This window comes from Dictyobacter aurantiacus, from assembly GCF_003967515.1.
Classification (GTDB): Bacteria; Chloroflexota; Ktedonobacteria; order Ktedonobacterales; family Ktedonobacteraceae; genus Dictyobacter; species Dictyobacter aurantiacus.
Genome location: NZ_BIFQ01000001.1, coordinates 1,637,471 through 1,653,330, shown reverse-complemented (window position 1 = coordinate 1,653,330; position 15,860 = coordinate 1,637,471). Strand labels below are relative to the sequence as shown.

Below are 15,860 nucleotides of genomic sequence, written 5' to 3'. Positions count from 1 at the left end.
ATAAAATCCCCTTCTTCCATAAGTTCGGACTTCGCGTCCGATTAATTTACGAATTTACGGTTCCGGCTTCAGGCGCACCAGCATGGCTCCCAGCCAGATAATCCAGATCGCGAAGAGCAGGGTGGCGATGGTCGTCAGGGTACTCTGACCGCTGCCCGCGGCGCTAAGCACGGCTACCGCACTGATAGAGAGCATGGCTCCGATGAAGAGCGAGGCGTAGCCAAAGGCGACCCAGGCTCCCGGCCAGAGATTCTTGCCGGTGCGCGCGATCATGGCGCCAAAGAACAGACAGCCTAATCCCAGCAGACCGGTGCCCAGTACATTGGTGATGATGGAAAATATGGGCGCGATGGTTGTGATGCTATTTTGGAGGGCGGCTCCAGTGCTGCTGGCAACCAGGATGAAGTAGATGCTGCTGGCCGCGGTACCCAGTAAATAAATCGAGAGCCCGACTACACCCAGCCAGGCCGCCAGCACAACGAATCCTTTACCACGCCATGGATATGCTGGCAGTCCATCCTCCTCCTCTTCTTCCTCGCTATCGGCGGTATCAGCCTGTTCTGTCTCGGTCCGGCGCTCTTCCTCCTCGCGTTCCTGTTGCGCCATCAATTCCTGGGCGACAATAATGCGATTCAGGTTAAACGGAAATGATATCAGCAGCAAAAAGGCGCATAGCAAGAGCGCGCGATAGATCAAGAACGGCAGGCTATGGCTACTGATCCAGGCCAGGTAGGCTGTGTAGCGTCCCAGGCCGGTGGCGTCTAGCGCGGCGCTAAAGCCCGTGGGTCCCAGGAAGAGGACCTGGTAGAGCGGTATGACTAACAGCAAAAGCAGGCCGGCAATAATGTAATAGATGCCATTTGAGCGCAGCCTGGCTAATAAACTACGTTTCATCAGAAAAACCCTTATTAAGTAATTTGTAAGGACAATGCTTGAGATTTGTTTCCCCATTGAAAGTATGGCAAAAGTTTACTACTTCTGACAAGAGTTGTCAGTGGTTGGACCACCAGCTGTGGTGTTTTAGCCTATAAATAGGTCTTACTCTCCTTATGTTTGCGAACATGAGCGCCCCCGCACGGGCGGCCGCTACGCGGCCGCACCTGTTTTATATGCAAGTGCAACAAAGGCGAATCTGAGCCTTTGTTGCACTTGCATCTGCGCCTTTGTTGCACTTGCATATAAGAGAGTGTCTGACTCTCATGATGATGGCCTGCAGCCTGCATGGTTTTTTGCACCTTCGGTGCTCAGAATTCCGTTGTGTGTTCGTGCATGGGGCGCGCATCAGCGCGCCCCATGCACGAACACACAAAACCAGTGCGGCCGCGTAGCGGCCGCGCGTGCGGGGGCGACCACGCGCCCGCAGAGTGACGAGAGTCTGATACGCTTTAAAGAAAAAATAATGGGGAACGCAGGCGTCCCCACGCCCGGTTGGTCATGCTGAAAAACAGCATGACCAACCGGGCGGCTGTAACTCTACTGCTTGACCGTGCGTATACAACGTATGGATTTCTATCCAGGATAATTTGGGAGGAATGGAATGCCGCGCTGGTTATATTTCTTATTGATCTTTGCTGTTCTGGCTGTTGTGCTTGAATATGTTCCCTTTATACATATCCCTTCATGGATGCTTTTTGTGATTGCTGCCCTGGGCATTGTCCCCCTGGCCGCTCTGATTGGTCAATCGGTGGAAGAGGTGGCGGAACATACAGGTGAGCGCATTGGTGGTCTGTTGTTCGCGACATTTGGCAATGCGACCGAACTTATTATCGGTATTATCTCGCTTACCAAGGGCCTGGTCGATGTGGTTAGCGCCACCATTATCGGTACCGTACTTGGAAATCTCTTGCTGGTCTTTGGGGTCGCCGTCTGTGTCGGTGGCTTTAAAAATGGTCGCTTGCGTTTTGAGACGCGTCCCGCCAGCCAGTACGCATCTTTACTGGCGCTCTCGATCGGTGGTCTGTTGTTGCCCACGATCGCTGAAATCTTTGCGACACGTGCCAATCAATCGATGGTTGCTGAGCGCGGTGTGATGCTGTCGGACGCGATCGCTGTTATGCTATTGATCGGTTATGTCGCGTCGATCCTGTTCAGCGTTTTCCGCCTGGGTGATAAACCTCAAGAGAACGAGGTGGAGATTGATCCGCTGGTGGGCGCACGTTCGGCGGCCGCTATCATGCGCCTGCTTGCCTATCGCCAGCATCTGGCACAGAGCCAGGTTGCGGGTAAGAGCGGCGTGCTGCGGCGCATCGATGGCACCGTTGATGCGATCGTTGCCCATGAGACAGGAAAAGCCGCCGGAGCCACCGGAGCGGTGGCGGAGCAGGACAAAGCACAAGATGGCACCGGAGTGGTCGCGGAGCAGAGCAACGCGTCAGGCGCTACCAATGGAAAAAACGCCTCGAAGAGCCATCTGCTAGAATCGTCCCTGACTCTTAAGCGGAATCAGGCACAGCCTGCTACCGAGGAGAAGAAGCCAGATGAAGAGACCAAACAGGTTCCTTTGTGGAGAAGTCTGCTCCTGCTGATCCTGGCAACTGTTGGTGTCGCCATCATTTCAGAGATTCTGGTGGGGACGATTGAACCGATGACGGCGGTGCTGCACTGGAACGCCGCCTTTGTAGGCCTGATCTTTATTCCATTGATTGGTGGTCTGCCAGAATACTTCAATACCATCTCTATGGCCCTGGATAAGCGCATGGAAATGGTTTTGTCGGCCTCAGCAGGCTCATCGATCCAGATCGCTTTGCTGATGGCCCCCATCCTGGTCCTGGTCAGCCTCTTTATGCCGCACCGTCTCGACCTGATCTTTAGCCTGGTTGAGCTGGCTGTACTCGCCCTGGCCACCTTCCTTTTCAGCGAAGTCACCAAAGACGGCGAACTGGTCTGGCTTGAGGGCCTGCTGATGATACTGCTCTATGCCATGATGGGTGGAACTATCTTCCTATTCGGAAACTCACCCGTCATCCCTGGATAAGAAATTAATAATGAAGATATGGAGAGGGGACCTGTGTGGTGTGCACTGCACACCACACAGGTCCCCTCTCCATATCTTCATTAAAACAGGAACACCTGTGCTGTCAATACCGTTATAGGCGGGAAACTTCCCACCTATAACGGTATTGACAGCACATTATGTCCTTCGCGGCCACTCTGGACGAGGTGGGAGACGAACAGCTCGATGACAAAAGGTTTTTCATACAGAGGGCTGCGATTGTCATCCATAAAGAAGATATGCAGGCGTTCGCGTCTACCGCTTGGTCCGCTGCTGAGGGCCTGCATGGGCATTGTGACTTCGGCGACATAGCCGGTTCCTGGTATGGTGACGTCGGCCTGCTGGACAATATAGGCGTAGTTCTGATAGAGCGCTGAACGGACCTCGATATGAACCGTTTCCCCTTCGCCAAGGGCGCTCAATCCACCACTTATCTGATCACCGTTAGTCTTATCGCGTCCCAGGACGTTGACGCGAATGGAGTAGCCCTGGTTAGGTTGGACACGCATCGGCGTCTCAATCAAGGCCGCCGCAGATGTGTTCTGCTGAGGTTCGCCCAGGATGAAACGCTGGACCCGCTTCAGCAATGAATCGTCAGCCTGTCCCTTGAGATCCCCCGTGCTTTCCCTACTCAGCAACGGCGTTTTGGGTATATGCAGTTTGGGCAATGCTGGTAGAGAACCGGTGATGATATTCTTCAAGTGTGTCAGCGAGGAGTCTTTATGCTCGTGCATTGCCTCTTCACTATGTTGCGCCTGTTCGGTATTGCTGGCCTGCTCATTATCAACCGGGTGATCCACCAGCGCGGCCTGCGCTATCAGTTCCGCGCTAAGTGAGTCTTTTTTAATCAGAATCGTCGACATCTGGGAGATATCCTGGGGTGGTATTTCGTTCGCCGTTTGGATATGCTGTTCCCCGGCGGGGATACCTTCTTGCGCCCCCCATTCATTCTGGTCTGGCGCGGCGGCCTCGCCTTGTAGATTCTGTTCGCTCTGGCTGACATCAGGCGTGGTGTTCTGTGGGTCGTGGGCGATTTCAGTGCCTGCGGACTCCACTGCCTGTTCTTCTTCTACTGTACCTGTATTCATAACCTCGGGCTCCTCGGCAAGTGGTTTCTCATCATGTTGTTGTGTAGATTGGTCCACCTGGAACTGTCTCTGTTGTGCCGCGCCTTTTTCCACTGGCACCTCCCCGGTTGATACTTCTGCCAGGCTCAGATTGCTTGTTTTGATCCTGGACAGGTAGCGCCGGGCCATGCGGGCCTGAAGCGGGATCATCGAAATGGTCTTATCATCCGCTTCCTCGGTGTCCGCTACCTCATTATCTGTGTCACTTTTATTATCGGCCATGTTAGGCGCGCTCGACAGAGCACTTTTCTCATTGCTGGCTTGCGGGCTATTGGGATCGCCTGAGCGATTGATGGTGGGTCGGGGTAGGAAGCGCTGCAGCGTTTCTGTGAATTCGCTGGCACTTTGATAGCGTAGCTCTCGCTCCATGGCCAGGGCCTGCATGACCGTCATATCTAATGTGCTATTGCTGCGCGCATCCAGATCGCGCAACGATGGCAGTGGACGGTGACGGCGTTTATTGGCATCATCGGGTGTAATGCCTGTCAATAACAGATAGAGAATGGCGCCCAGGCTGTAGATATCTGAACGCGGCTCAATATCGCCCAGCAGTACCTCTGGTGCGCAAAACGGAGAAGGATTGGCATGGTTCAATGGCTGGGGAATGAGTTCGCGTAGCAGATCAGGTATCCAGGCGATGATGAGGAGTGGCTCTCCACTATAGTCATGCTGACTGACCAGGATAGTCTGGGGATCGATCTGCCCGAGTAGGATCTCCGAGCGGTGTAGCTGCTCAAGCGCCCGGCTCAGGCGATAGACCCAGGCGATGGCTGTCTGCTCATCGGGCAGGCCAATACCACTTTGCAGGATATCTTGCAGGGTTGAGATCCGTAGCTGCGAAGTGTTGCTGGTGCCGTTTTTGCTGACCAGCGCGAATGGCCATCCGGAGATGACGTATAGATGTCCATTGAAATAGCGTAGATCGACCAGCGGTGTCACCGCTGGAATACGTTGCCGGCGCAGCACGTCGTATTCATTTTGTAACGCCGCGATAGCCAGGGCTCGATGTTCCTCGTCAAGTGAACTGATATCAATATCATGGATGATGACCGGGCGTTGCTGCTGTGTATCAATGGCCATTAAGACCTGCGCTGGAGCTTGTCGCCGCAGCAATGAAGTGATACGATAGCGATCAGTGATGTCGGCGTTTTTGGGAGATGACTTATCGCCTCCCTGTTTCTCGACGCGCTCACCACATCGTCCGCAAAAAGTTGCCGACGGTGGCAGTTCCGCATTGCAACGTTTGCATCGTACTATATCAGGTTGAGTTTGATCGAGAGATGTATGTGTTAAGCTCATGCCACAATTACGCCCTTTTAAAATGAAACTATGTATGTTTACGACAAATTATAGCACACCTGGTTCATTTACGTGTCGTGTACCGCTATTTAGTAGGTATGATGGTAGCCTATTTGATATCTTGCTATTGTAGAGTTATTTTTACAAATGGCAGGGATAGCGTAAGCAACGGGTAATTGGAGAAGGTGCTGATTGTCTGACTAATGGTGGCGCAATGGAACTTTTTTCCCCTTGTCACCAGTCTCAGGTTTTGTTAGAATCCCAAAGGGACTATGCACGCGTTCTATCCCCCCATTTAGGACATAGGCTTATCTTGTCATGCCCGGGGCGTCGTAGAATGAGATACAATACAATTAGCAGAATTAACCAATGTAAGGATGTGTAATCTTCTCCCTCTGGTTTGAGTCTGAAATTACGATCCAATAATATCTGATATAATCCGGAGGTATGTTTTTTTATGGATTTAGCCACCCTCTTATTCTGGATCTTCGCCGTGATCCTGGTGGGTGCCGCATTGCTGGTGGTGGGGCTTCGTAATATTGTGCATAGCGCTCTGGCTCTGGTTATGGTCTTCGCCATGGCCGCCGGTATTTATGTCCTGCTCAGTGCAGAATTTATTGCTATTGTGCAAATCCTCATCTATGTAGGTGCGGTAACGATTTTGATCCTGTTCGCGCTGATGTTGACGCGCATTACAGGACGTACACAGACCAATCCGACCAATCGGTTATGGCCTGTGGCTGCTGTGATCTGTGCCGCCGTTGGCGTGGCGATCATCTATGCGGTGAATACGAGCCAGCACGCTGTAAAAAATGTTGTCAGTGCGTCAGAGGTCGCAAAGCAGCTCCCCAACAACGTTGTGCGCATCGGCCAGTTGTTGTACAGCCCTACTAATTACAGCTATGTGCTCCCGTTTGAAATTGCATCACTGGTGTTGCTGGTCGCAATTGTTGGCGCAATTGTCATTGGCAGAGAGGATTAATGGGGATGCAGCTTACAGTTAATCATTTTGTTGTTCTGGGGGCCGTGCTTTTTTGTATTGGCCTGTATGGCGCTATTACGAAGCGCAACGCCATTGCCGTATTGATGGGTATTGAAATTATGCTGAATGCCGTCAATATTACAATGGTTGGTTTTTCGTACTTTAATACCGTCAATGCTTATAAAGAGCTGTTGACTGGACAGATCTTCGCTATTTTCATTATCACTGTTGCTGCGGCCGAGGCTGCGGTTGCACTGGCAATGATTATTGCCATCTATCGCAAGCGTGCTACGGTGGATGTTGGCGAGATCGATATGATGAAGTGGTGATCAGATGTTGTTGTATCAATTATCGTGGACAATCTTGTTTGCACCGCTCCTCGCTTTCGCTGTAATCATCTTCGGTACACGGGTATGGGATATGCTGAGCCGACCCAAGACGGCCCCGGCTGCTCATGCTGGTGGCCATGGCGACCATGCCAGTGATCATGCCGATCCCCACGGGGTTGAGGCGCAGGGCACCCATGGAGATGAGCGAGTCGGGCATGCCGAGGATGATGACGATGATCCTAAGGTTCCTCGTCTTTCGGCCGGTGCGAAGGCCAGCGCCTATGCCGCGCTGCTGATTATGCTTGCCGCCTGTGTGTATTCCTGGGTCTTGCTGTTCAGTTCGATGACTTCGAGCGTTTTGCCCCAGAGCGGTACTTCGGTCTTTTCTTATACCTGGCTCAATGTGGCCAATCTGCATTATGATATCGCCTTTCACCTGGACCGCCTGGGCATCGCTATGCTGGTGGTGGTAACCACTATCTCATTGCTGGTCCAGTTTTACTCTCAGGGATATATGGAGAACTCGGCAGGTTATGCGCGCTTTTATGCCTACCTGTCTTTGTTCGCGTTCTCGATGTTGCTGATCATTTTCGCCCAGAACTTCCTGGTGATCTTCTGTGGCTGGGAACTGGTCGGTTTGAGCTCTTATCTGTTGATCGGTTTCTGGATCAATAAACGCGCTAAACCCGAGGAGCAGCGACCCGCGCCTGCCAGTGCGAACCTGCAATCATTTATCATGAACCGCATCGGTGACGTTGGCTTTATCCTCGGTATTATGATCCTGTTTGTGAATACAGGATCCTTCGATTTCGCGCAGATTCAGAAGAGCATCACTTCTGGTAATCCTTTGTATCATTCCACCCTGTTAGGTGTGGCGATGCTGCTGGTGTTCTGTGGCGCGATCGGTAAGTCGGCGCAGTTCCCCCTGCATACATGGTTGCCCTCCGCTATGGAAGGTCCTACCCCGGTGAGCGCGCTGATCCACGCGGCCACCATGGTCGCCGCCGGCGTCTATATGGTCGCCCGTACCTTCCCGCTCTTTAGCGCGGCTCCCGCGTTCGCTTTCGATGTTGTGGCTTCGATCGGCGCGTTTACCGCCTTCTTCGCTGCTACGATCGCTATGGTGCAGTCAGACTTCAAACGCGTGCTGGCCTTCTCGACCATCAGCCAGCTGGGCTATATGTTCGTGGGTCTGGGCGTGGCTGGTCCTGAGTTTGGCCCTGGCCCCGGTATGTTCCACCTCTTTACGCACGCCTTCTTCAAGGCTTTGCTCTTCCTGGGTGCTGGTAGCGTGCTGCATGGTCTGCATCATGCCATGCACAAAGAAGTTCAGGATGTACGTCTGATGGGTGGCCTGGCGACTCGCATGCCGATCACCGCCTTCACCTGGCTGGTTGCTGTACTGGCTATCTCGGGCTTCCCTTTCATGTCTGGCTTCTATAGTAAAGAAGAGATTATCGGCCTGTCGCTGGAGCATGGTCATCCTGTGATTTATGCCCTGACCCTGATTACGGCTGCTCTGACCGCTTTCTATATGTTGCGTGCCTTCATCCTGGCATTCGGTGGTAAGGGTGGTAAGATCATGGGTCTGTGGGGTGGTCCATATCGCGGTTCCGGTGAGGTTCATGAGTCTCCCCTGACCATGACCATTCCGTTGATGCTGCTGGTGATCCCCTCCGTCATCGCTGGCTACTGGACCGGTTTCTACCAGTATGTCAATGTCAACCCCGAGGCTGTACAGAACTTAAGCATCCCGACTTTGTTGGGAACCCTGGATACCTGGATCGGTGTTGTGGTGTCCCTGGCTGGCCTGGTCTTTGCCTGGGCCGTCTATGGCCGCATCGAGCTGGTGAAGATTAACCAGTTTGTGCAGTCGAACGCTGTGCTGCGTGTGCTGCATAACATTCTGTATAACCGCTACTATATGGATACCCTGTACAACTGGATTACCAACTACCTGATCCTGGGTGGCGTCTCTAAGCTTTCGCAGCTGTTCGATGTCTACGTTGTCGATGGTATCGTCAATGGCGTGGCACGTGGTGTGACCGGCCTGGGTGCTGGCGCCCGTCGCGTGGAGACTGGTCGTGTACAGACGTATATGCTGGGTTTCTTTGGCGGTGTGGCTGTCTTAGCGATTGTCGTCGTTGTCCTGATCACCACAGGCATTAAGTAAAGGATAAGAAGACATGTCGTTTTTTACGAGCGATCTTACATGGATTCTCCTGCTGCCTGTGATTGGTGGTGTGGGTGTCTATGTGTTCCCGACGAAAGCGGCGCGCTGGTGGGCCCTGGCCTTTTCGGCGGCTACCTTCGTTCTTTCAATGTGGATTTTCTTCCGCATTCTCAATACCAGTGGGATTAGCGGATTTGGCGATCTGAACCACCTGGCCGACCAGGTGAAGTTGAACTGGATTAATCTGCAGGCTGGTTCGTCCCGCTTTACTGTACAATACTTTCTCGGCGTGGACGGTCTGAGCTTGCCGATGGTGATCTTGAACGCGTTGTTGACGATGCTGGCCGTAATTGGTGGCTGGCAGAAGAAGCGCGTCAAGGATTACATGGCTATGATGCTGTTTCTGGAAGCCGGTGTGATGGGCGTCTTTATGGCGCTGGATATCTTCCTCTTCTTCCTGATGTGGGAGGTTGAGCTGGCTCCGATGTTTATCCTGATCGGTGTCTGGGGCAGTGACGCGATCAAACATGGCGTTCCTGGTCGTGTCTATTCAGCCTGGAAGTTTCTGCTCTACACGTTCTTTGGTAGCGTGTTTATGCTGGCCGGTTTTATCCTGCTCTACTTTAATATCGGTAGCTCCGATATGCAGTATCTGTCCACGCACCTGATCGGTGGTACCACGTCGATCTTTGGCATCGGCGTTACCCTGCAGCTGCTGACCTTCCTGCTGGTCTTTATGGCCTTCGCGGTGAAGATCCCGATGTTCCCGTTCCATACCTGGCTGCCGGATGCCCATACAGATGCGCCGACCGAGGTTAGCGTACTGCTGGCCGGTGTGCTGCTGAAGATGGGTGCCTATGGCCTGATTCGCTTCTGCTTTACCCTGTTCCCTGGGGGACTGGGGCAGTTCGCGGGCTGGCTGGCGGTGATCGCGGTGATCAATATTCTGTATGGCGCGGCGATCTGCCTGGTGCAGAGGGATATGAAGAAGCTGATCGCGTACTCGAGCGTGAGCCATATGGGTATCATCCTGCTGGGCGTGGCCGCCGCGGCTGGCGCAGGCAATGGGATGTTTACGGGCGCGCTGGCCGGTGGCGACCAGGCGTTCCGCCAGGTGGCTTTGACCGGTGCGACCCTGCAGATGTTTAGCCACGGTATCATTACCGGTATGCTCTTCTTCTGCGTCGGCGTCATCTATGATCTGGCCCACACCCGCGAGATCGCCGTCTTCGGTGGTATCGCCAAGCGTATGCCGATGCTGGGTACGTTGTTCACTTTCGCGGCCATGGCTTCACTGGGACTGCCCGGTCTGGCTGGCTTCGTCGCTGAATATATGGTCTTTACCAGCAGCTTCCGCGTCTGGACCATCCCGACGTTGATCGCGGTCTTTACCATGATCCTGACGGCCTCGTATCTGCTGTGGATGATCAAGCGCGTCTTCTTTGGACCTTTCAAACAGAAGTGGAACTGGCTGCCAGATGTCTCGGCACGCGAGCTCGTCCCGCTGTTTGCTCTGGCCGGGCTGATCGTGTTTGTTGGCGTGTATCCGGCGCCCCTGATTAACATGATTTCGAGTAGTATCACGCCGATTATTCACACGGCCGTGACCATGATAAAGTAGGGGAGGTCCCCTAAGCAGCCTGGGCGATCCGCCAGGTTAACAAATAAGCTGGATCGCCCCGCTGCGGGGTAAGGAGTAATTATGTTTAAGCCTTATGATCTCTACCTGCTGGCGCCTCAAATCAGCCTGGTGCTGTTAGGGTTGGTTGTGATGGCCGTTGATCTTTTTACGAAGAAACGTATCGTCATCGCGGCTACCGCGCTGGTAGGTCTGATCGTGCCTGCGGCTTTTACCATCGCGCAGGTTGTTACCTATAGTGGTCCCCAGACCGCATTTTTTAAGATGCTGGTGGTGGATCAGTATTCTCTCTTTTTTGAGATTATCTTCTTGATTATCGCGGCCGTCATCATCCTGGCGTCTTATGACTATATTGGGAAGTACGTGCAGGCGGATGGCGAGTTTTACTCGTTGATGCTGCTGTCGGTCGTGGGTATGATGTTCATGGCTAGTACAGGTGAGTTGATCTCGATCTATATCGCCCTGGAGCTGACCAGCTTCCCACTGTATATCATGGCGGGCCTGATTCGTTCCGACACCAAGTCATCTGAGGCGGCTGTCAAATATGTCTTGCTGGGTGCTATGTCCTCGGCCATTCTGCTGTATGGCTTTGCCCTGCTGTATGGCCTGACCGGTACCACCGATCTGCAAGGACTGGCGCATACCTTCAAGAGCTTTACCAATGGCAACCTGATGGTGATCGTGGCGGACGTACTGGTGATCGCGGGCTTCGGCTTCAAGATCTCGGCGGTTCCGTTCCATATGTGGGCTCCCGATATCTACGAGGGTGCTCCGACACCGGCAACGGCCTTCTTCTCAGTCGGTTCGAAAGCGGCTGGCTTCGCGGCTCTGATCCGCGTTCTGGTTTATGGTGGCCTGTGGCAGGTGGATATGGTGCCCCTGGTTGTTATCCTCTCGATCGTGGCTGTTTTGACCATGACGCTGGGTAACTTTGTGGCCGCTGTCCAGACCAATATCAAGCGTATGATGGCCTATTCCAGTATCGCGCAGGCCGGCTATATCCTGGTCGGTGTGGTCGGTACCGTGGGCATGGCCCGTACGAACCAGGCTGCTGCTGCTACCGGTACCGCCGCGGTGCTCTTCTTTATCCTGGTCTACGTTGTCACCAACCTGGGTGCCTTCTCGGGCATCATTGCGCTGGCGAATATGACCGGTGGTGAGAGGATCGATGACTTCCGTGGCCTGTGGAGACGCGCCCCGCTGCTGAGTGTTGGTACGGCCCTGTGCCTGCTTTCGCTGGCAGGTATTCCACCGGTGGCTGGCTTCTTCAGTAAGGTGTTCATCTTTACCTCGGCCTGGCAGTTGGGTCAGTCCTGGCTGGTAATTATCGCCCTGCTGAACAGTATCGTTTCGGTGGTCTACTATGGTCGCATCATCAAAGTTATGTTCTTTGATGAGCCACAGAAAGAGGGTCGCCTGGTGACCTCGATGAGTCTGGGCACCTCGATCACCCTGGCATCGGCCGCCTTGCTGGTGCTGACCGTTATTGTGCAGCTTGTGATCAATGCCGCCAATCCCGCGGCCTTCAATCTCTTTGCTTCACTGGTCGGTCGCTAATATACCTCCGGAGCCACAAGCTCCACACAAAGAGGTTCAATAGAGCTCATAATACAATTCTATTGAACCTCTTTTATTTTTATAGAGATGATGGTGCCAGGGTGTGCACCCTGACCTCATCATCTCTATAAAAACCTGTGAGCACTGCAGACGCGTAAGGATGTCAATCACAGCATCCTCAACCTGTAATCCTTTTTTGCGTGTTGAATACAGGGGCCTCGTCGGCCCCTGTATTCAACACCATATTTCCTTCCAATCGCTGCCGCAGGCAGCGTTGGACCCTTCACCTATACATTTGGGCTGATTCGTAGCGTGAGTTAGCGCTTATACGTTATTATGAACGTAACAACAATGTGAAACATATTCATTCGCGCTACAATGAACAAGGAATAGATAAGTTATGGGATCTGCAAATAAACAACCTCAATCCTGGGGACGCTATCCAGTGGTCAAGAATAACCAGGTCGTGCCGGTATACTGGCGCGATGAACTGCCGGATCTTGGTTCGCTGGATCAATCAATCCTTCCTTATGGCTATGGTCGCAGTTATGGTGATAGCTGTCTGAATGAAAATGGTATCTCTATTGATACGAGCCATCTTAAGAACTTTATTTCTTTTGATACAGAAAAAGGCATTATTCGCTGCGAGGCTGGCGTCTCGCTGGCCGATGTGTTGCAGGTGGCGGTTCCACGTGGTTGGTTCTTGCCGGTGAGTCCGGGTACCAAATTTGTCTCGGTTGGCGGCGCGATCGCTAATGATGTGCATGGGAAGAATCACCATGCCGCCGGCACCTTCGGCTGCCACGTGACTAAATTTGAGCTGGTGCGCTCAAGCGGGGAGCACCTGCTCTGTTCACCCGAGCAGAACAGCGAGCTTTTCCGCGCCACGATCGGTGGCCTGGGCCTGACCGGCGTGATCCTGTGGGCCGAGTTCCGGCTGCGCAAGATTGTGAATCCTTTTATCGATATGGACTCGATTCGCTTTGAGTCGCTCGATGAGTTCTTTGAGCTTTCGGCCGCCTCGGATAAAGATTATGACTATACTGTGTCGTGGGTGGATCTCTTGATCGGTGGCGATAAGCTGTGTCGCGGCAAGTTTTCGCGCGGCAACCACAATCAAGATCCTGATCTGGCGAAGAAATATAAGCCGAAGAAGCTGCCGCTGGCCGTGCCGATCGATTTCCCTTCGTTCGCGCTCAATACATATACGGTGAAGGCGTTCAACGAGGCTTATTACCATGTCCAGCGTGAGAAGTACGTCAGCAAGACCGTGCCCTATGATCCATTCTTCTATCCACTGGATGCCATCCATAACTGGAATCGCATTTATGGCAAGCGTGGTTTCTTCCAGTATCAGTTTGTGGTCCCGTTTGAGAATGGCCGTGAGGCGATGCAAAAGTGCATCCGCCATATCCAGCAGGCTGGTGAGGGTTCGTTCCTGACCGTGTTGAAGCAGTTTGGCTACATCAAGTCGCCTGGCATGCTGTCCTTCCCGCGTCCCGGCATTACGCTGGCCCTCGACTTCTCCAATCATGGCGAGCGCACGCGCACCTTTATGAATGAGTTGGACCGCATCGTTGAGGATAACGGCGGCGTCCTCTATCCAGCCAAAGATGCTCGCATGAGCCCTGAGTCCTTTAAGAAGTACTATCCGCAGTGGCAGGAGTTTGAGCAGTATATTGATCCCAAGTTCTCCTCCAGCTTCTGGCGTCGTGTGACTCAGGGGACCGATAGCAACATTCCGACCTATATCTAAGAAAGTACGATAAAGACGATGAGAGTAGCAATTGTAGGGGCCACGTCCGCGCTGGCCCACGAGACAGCCAAGTTTTTTGCCCGCGATGGGGCCGACTTCTTCCTGGTCGCACGTTCCGCCGAGAAGCTGGCGGTGGTAGCCGCTGATCTGAAGGTGCGTGGGGCGCAGGCCATCGAGACCTATACTCTGGATCTCAGTCAGCTTGAGCACCACGATGCGATGCTGCAGCAGGCGATCGCCACCCTGGGCGGTCTGGATGTGCTGTTGATCGCGCATGGTACCCTGGGTGATCAGCGGGCCTGTGAGCTGAGCGTAGCCGAGACGCTGCAGGAGCTCAACACCAACGCGCTGAGCGTGATCTCGCTGCTGACCCTGAGTGCTAACTATTTTGAGCAGCAGAAGCGGGGTACGATCGCGGTCATCTCTTCTGTGGCAGGCGATCGCGGTCGCGCAAGCAACTATGTCTATGGCACCGCCAAAGCCGCGGTTAGCACCTTCTTGCAGGGACTGCGCAACCGCCTGTCGAAATCGGGCGTGGCCGTGGTTACGATCAAGCCTGGCACCGTCTCTACACCGATGACGGCGCACATGAAGCAGGGCCTGCTCTTCGCCAAACCCGAGGCGGTCGGCCAGGGCATCTACGACGCTATCAAGCGGCGCAAAGACGTTGCCTATACACCCGGCTACTGGCGCATCATCATGCTGGTCATCAAATCCATTCCCGAAAGCGTCTTCAAACGCCTCTCCCTGTGAGGTACGGGCACCTTTGATCGGGGAGATGGTACCGTTGGTGGAACGTGCGCGCCCGGGTACGGGGCCGCTTCGCGGCAAGCGCCCGCAAGGGGCGCACCTACGATACAAATGACATATATGTAAATGAACGGGTTGCGCATTCGCGCAACCCGTTCATTTACATATAAAACACGGGCGGCCGCGTATGCGGCCGCCCGAACGAGGGCACTCACGCACCCCTGGAAAAAGTGTGTCTGACACCCCCTCAACTACTGTGGGTATTGGAGAGGTACATGGTCAGGCCGATGATGACCAGGACGACTCCTACACCACCTAATAAGAAGATGAGCCAGGTCAGGTTACCGCCACCGCCACCGGAAGAGCTGTTGTTAGTGGAGGAAGTCGGGGTAGAGGTGGGCGTTGGCTGGGGAGTAGGAGTGGGCGTAGCTGTGGCCTGGGGAGTGGGTGTGGCCTGCGCGTTGACGGTGATCGCGTTGTCCTGATACGTTTTCAGGTTGGGATCATTCTGGCCGACGACGCTGATGCCGTAGTTGCCGGATGCGGTACCCGCAGGGATCGTCAGGTCCAGCGTGAAGGTGCCGTTGGCATCCGGATTGGTCTGCCCACTGACGATGGTGTTGCCGCCCTGACCGGCGGTGATCGCTACATTTAAGCCTTGTTGAGGAAGCCAGTTCTGCCCTGTGATAGTTACTTTGTCGCCGGCGTTGACCGTTTGATTGGAGGAGGCTACCGTGGGCTGACCAAGGACGGTAAATGGCGTGGTAGCTGCCGCATGGGTGTTGGCCGCGTTGGCGCAGACGTAATATTTGGTGTTGGGTTGGTTGGCGCCATCGGGCCAGCTGGCCTGAACTGTGAAGTTGCCGTTGCCATCGGCAGTCGCGGGCTGTTGTGGTTGGAGGGGTCCTACGCTGCCATTGCCGCTGGTGCACTGATTGGGATCTGTCGCGATCGAGAACGCCACACCGCTGTTGGGAGGGAAGCCAGTGCCGGTCAATTGAATGACGGTCCCCGGTCGCCCGCTGGGCGTTCCTCCTGTTGGCAGGGCGAGCGTTAAGCCAGGATTATAGGTTGCCGTTGCCGTCGCTGTGGGCGTTGGATCATCCTGCGTGTGAGCTGGGCTGGCAAAAGCCGCGGGCTGTGTATTGATACAGATAAAAAGTGCGCACCCGACCATGCCACAAAATAAGACGCTGAGACCCTTGATGAAAGTTTTGAACACTAGAATTACTCCTGAGAACACAACGTTGTATTGG

11 protein-coding genes are annotated in these 15,860 nt (G+C 54.0%); 8 read left to right on the top strand and 3 right to left on the bottom strand.

Annotated elements, in window-relative coordinates; genetic code table 11:
- Nucleotides 1-54: 54 nt before the first annotated feature.
- A complete protein-coding gene (locus KTT_RS06625) occupies nucleotides 55-894 on the bottom strand; it encodes a hypothetical protein (protein WP_126595224.1) in 840 nt (279 codons plus the stop codon).
- 643 nt (nucleotides 895-1,537) lie between these two features.
- On the opposite strand from KTT_RS06625, the gene KTT_RS06620 reads away from it, so the two are divergent.
- Nucleotides 1,538-2,974 carry a calcium:cation antiporter gene (locus KTT_RS06620; protein WP_126595223.1) on the top strand — a complete coding sequence of 479 codons (1,437 nt, stop codon included), beginning with the start codon at nucleotides 1,538-1,540 and terminating at the stop codon, nucleotides 2,972-2,974.
- Between the two features lie 134 nt (nucleotides 2,975-3,108).
- Here KTT_RS06620 and KTT_RS06615 read toward each other — a convergent pair whose 3' ends face one another.
- Complete coding sequence (locus KTT_RS06615) at nucleotides 3,109-5,418, bottom strand: inactive serine/threonine-protein kinase VRK3 (RefSeq protein WP_126595222.1); 2,310 nt, start codon at nucleotides 5,416-5,418, stop codon at nucleotides 3,109-3,111.
- 457 nt (nucleotides 5,419-5,875) lie between these two features.
- Here KTT_RS06615 and KTT_RS06610 point away from each other — a divergent pair, with 457 nt between their 5' ends.
- The 7 genes from KTT_RS06610 to KTT_RS06580 all read left to right on the top strand — a co-directional run bounded on the left by KTT_RS06610 (nucleotide 5,876) and on the right by KTT_RS06580 (nucleotide 14,607).
- A complete protein-coding gene (locus KTT_RS06610) occupies nucleotides 5,876-6,400 on the top strand; it encodes an NADH-quinone oxidoreductase subunit J family protein (RefSeq protein WP_126595221.1) in 525 nt (174 codons plus the stop codon).
- A 5-nt stretch (nucleotides 6,401-6,405) separates the two neighbouring features.
- Entirely contained in the window at nucleotides 6,406-6,729 is a 324-nt protein-coding gene (nuoK, locus tag KTT_RS06605) for an NADH-quinone oxidoreductase subunit NuoK (protein ID WP_126595220.1), read from the top strand.
- A 4-nt stretch (nucleotides 6,730-6,733) separates the two neighbouring features.
- Entirely contained in the window at nucleotides 6,734-8,902 is a 2,169-nt protein-coding gene (gene nuoL, locus KTT_RS06600; RefSeq protein WP_126595219.1) for an NADH-quinone oxidoreductase subunit L, read from the top strand.
- Between the two features lie 13 nt (nucleotides 8,903-8,915).
- Nucleotides 8,916-10,523: a complex I subunit 4 family protein gene (locus KTT_RS06595; RefSeq protein WP_126595218.1), complete on the top strand. Its 1,608-nt coding sequence runs from the start codon at nucleotides 8,916-8,918 to the stop codon at nucleotides 10,521-10,523.
- A gap of 81 nt (nucleotides 10,524-10,604) precedes the next feature.
- Nucleotides 10,605-12,098: an NADH-quinone oxidoreductase subunit N gene (locus KTT_RS06590; RefSeq protein ID WP_126595217.1), complete on the top strand. Its 1,494-nt coding sequence runs from the start codon at nucleotides 10,605-10,607 to the stop codon at nucleotides 12,096-12,098.
- Between the two features lie 400 nt (nucleotides 12,099-12,498).
- Nucleotides 12,499-13,854, top strand: coding sequence for an FAD-binding oxidoreductase (locus tag KTT_RS06585; protein WP_126595216.1), 1,356 nt, complete (start codon nucleotides 12,499-12,501; stop codon nucleotides 13,852-13,854).
- An 18-nt stretch (nucleotides 13,855-13,872) separates the two neighbouring features.
- On the top strand, nucleotides 13,873-14,607 hold the full coding sequence (locus tag KTT_RS06580) for an SDR family oxidoreductase (RefSeq protein WP_126595215.1): 735 nt from the start codon (nucleotides 13,873-13,875) through the stop codon (nucleotides 14,605-14,607).
- A gap of 244 nt (nucleotides 14,608-14,851) precedes the next feature.
- Here the strand turns inward: KTT_RS06580 and KTT_RS36095 are convergent, their stop codons facing one another.
- Entirely contained in the window at nucleotides 14,852-15,826 is a 975-nt protein-coding gene (locus KTT_RS36095) for a COG1361 family protein (protein ID WP_160145689.1), read from the bottom strand.
- Nucleotides 15,827-15,860 lie beyond the last annotated feature (34 nt).

Coding starts and splice junctions, on each gene's coding strand:
- KTT_RS06585 (WP_126595216.1), top strand. CDS start 12,499: ATGGGATCTGCAAATAAACAACCTCAATCCTGGGGACGCTATCCAGTG.
- nuoK (WP_126595220.1), top strand. CDS start 6,406: ATGCAGCTTACAGTTAATCATTTTGTTGTTCTGGGGGCCGTGCTTTTT.
- KTT_RS06595 (WP_126595218.1), top strand. CDS start 8,916: ATGTCGTTTTTTACGAGCGATCTTACATGGATTCTCCTGCTGCCTGTG.
- KTT_RS06580 (WP_126595215.1), top strand. CDS start 13,873: ATGAGAGTAGCAATTGTAGGGGCCACGTCCGCGCTGGCCCACGAGACA.
- nuoL (WP_126595219.1), top strand. CDS start 6,734: ATGTTGTTGTATCAATTATCGTGGACAATCTTGTTTGCACCGCTCCTC.
- KTT_RS06620 (WP_126595223.1), top strand. CDS start 1,538: ATGCCGCGCTGGTTATATTTCTTATTGATCTTTGCTGTTCTGGCTGTT.
- KTT_RS06615 (WP_126595222.1), bottom strand. CDS start 5,418: ATGAGCTTAACACATACATCTCTCGATCAAACTCAACCTGATATAGTA.
- KTT_RS06590 (WP_126595217.1), top strand. CDS start 10,605: ATGTTTAAGCCTTATGATCTCTACCTGCTGGCGCCTCAAATCAGCCTG.
- KTT_RS06610 (WP_126595221.1), top strand. CDS start 5,876: ATGGATTTAGCCACCCTCTTATTCTGGATCTTCGCCGTGATCCTGGTG.
- KTT_RS06625 (WP_126595224.1), bottom strand. CDS start 894: ATGAAACGTAGTTTATTAGCCAGGCTGCGCTCAAATGGCATCTATTAC.